The organism is Mycobacterium simulans (genome assembly GCF_900232995.1).
Classification (GTDB): Bacteria; Actinomycetota; Actinomycetes; order Mycobacteriales; family Mycobacteriaceae; genus Mycobacterium; species Mycobacterium simulans.
In genome coordinates, this window is sequence record NZ_OCVX01000096.1 from 1 (window position 1) to 2028 (window position 2028).

Sequence of the window (2028 nt, forward strand, 5' to 3'; positions counted from 1 at the left end):
CGGGGTCAAGGCGGCGCCGGTGCCGCCGACGACGGCATCACCTCCGCGGCCGCCGGCGGCACCGGTGGCACGGGCGGCAAAGGCGGCACCGGCGGCGCGGTCGGCACCGGCGGCACCGGGGGCACCGTGGGCAGTGCGGGCACCGGCGGCGCCGGCGGCACCGGCGGCACCGGCGGCGCCAACTTCACTCTCGGTGGCACCGCCGCTGAGGGTGGCCAAGGGGGCCAAGGTGGCGAGGGTGGCCAAGGACTCGATGGGCCGGTCGGCGGCAGTGGCTACGCCGGCGGTCAGGGCGGCGCTGGCGGCGAGGGTGGCCAAGGCGGCGGCGCCGTTCTCGGCGTGACCAGCGGTAACGGTGGCAAAGGCGGCCAAGGCGGCGTCGGCGGTCAAGGCGGTGCCGGCCACGCCGACACCGGCAGCAACGACGCCGGCTCCGGCGGCCAGGGCGGTCAAGGCGGTCAAGGCGGTGGCGGCGGCGCGGCTGGCACGGGCGGCGACCAAGGCACCCCGACCGCGGGCGCCGCGGGCGCCGGCGGCACAGGTGGTCAGGGCGGCGAGGGTGGCGCCACCACCACGATGGGAAATACCGCTGGTGCAGGTGGCCAAGGCGGCCAAGGCGGCCAAGGCGGCACCGGCATCGCCGGCCCGGCCAAGGGCACCGGCGGCACCGGCGGCCTCGGCGGTCAAGGTGGTACCGGCGGCGCCGGCGGCACCGCCGTGCTGGGCGCAACCAACGGCAGCGGCGGCCAGGGCGGCCAGGGCGGCCAAGGCGGCACCGGCGGCGTCGGCTTCGCCGACGACGGCTCCAATAACGCCGGCAGCGGCGGCGCCGGTGGCGACGGCGGCACCGGCGGTGCCGGCGGCGCAATCGGCACTGGTGGCAGTGGCGGCGACGTGGGTGCCGGCGGTACCGGCGGCCAAGGTGGCACTGGCGGCGACGGCGGAGCCAGCGGCGGCGGCTTCGGCCATGTCGGCGGCCACGGCGGCCAGGGCGGCGACGGCGGCCAGGGCGGCACCACCAGTGGCGGAATCAATGGCGATGGAGGCAAAGGCGGTACCGGTGGCCAGGGTGGCCAAGGCAAGGACGTCGGCGACTTCAATGTCGCCGGCAGTGGCGGCCAAGGCGGCGATGGCGGCGGAGGCGGATCCGCCGGTACGGGCGGCACTGACGGAGTCGCCGGCGCCGGTGGCACCGGCGGGGCAGGCGGCGACGGCGGCAACGTGGGCCAGGCCGGTGCAGCCGGTGGGGGCGGCCAAGGTGGCCAAGGCGGTCAAGGTGGCGATGGCGCCACCGGCGCTGCCTCAGGCACCGGCGCCCCCGGCGGTCAAGGCGGCGAAGGGGGTGCCGGTGGCTCCGGCGGTAACGCTGGCGTCGGCTCCACCCCTGGCGTGGGCGGCGCCGGCGGTCAAGGCGGCAAAGGCGGCACCGGCGGCGCTGGCTATGACGACGACGGTGCTGACAACGCCGGCGTCGGCGGCACCGGCGGCGCCGGTGGCCTCGGCGGCGCCGGCGGTGAAGGCGGCGCGGACAGCGGCGGCTTCCACAACGCCGCGGGCGCCGCCGGCAAAGGCGGCACCGGTGGCACGGGTGGCCAGGGTGGCGACGCCGACGGCGGCAGCCACATCGCCGGTGCCGGTGGCGAGGGCGGCACCGGCGGCCAGGGCGGCACCGGCGCGGGCGGCGGTCCGATCGCGTCCGGAAGCGCCGGCGGCCTGGGCGGTGACGGCGGCGCCGGCGGCGCCGGCGGCAATGCCGCCTCCGGGGCAACGAATGGCAGCGGCGGCCAGGGCGGTACCGGGGGTAAAGGCGGCACCGGCGGTACCGGCTACACCGACGACGGCTTCGACAATGCCGGATTCGGCGGCTGGGGCGGCACTGGCGGCCAAGGCGGGGCTGGGGGGGGGGGTGGGACCGGCGGGACCCGGGGGGCCCCCGGGGGGGGGGGCGCCCGGGGGGGGCGGGGGGGGGGGGGGGGGGGGGGGGGGGCGGTGTCCGAGCTCAGCGGGCGGCGGCGGACACGCGAGGGG

Annotated in this window: 1 pseudogene; it reads left to right on the forward strand. The window is 79.5% G+C overall.

Annotated features, from left to right (window positions below):
• A pseudogene (locus tag MSIMFI_RS27485) lies at window positions 1-2028 on the forward strand (PE family protein); the annotation flags it as partial.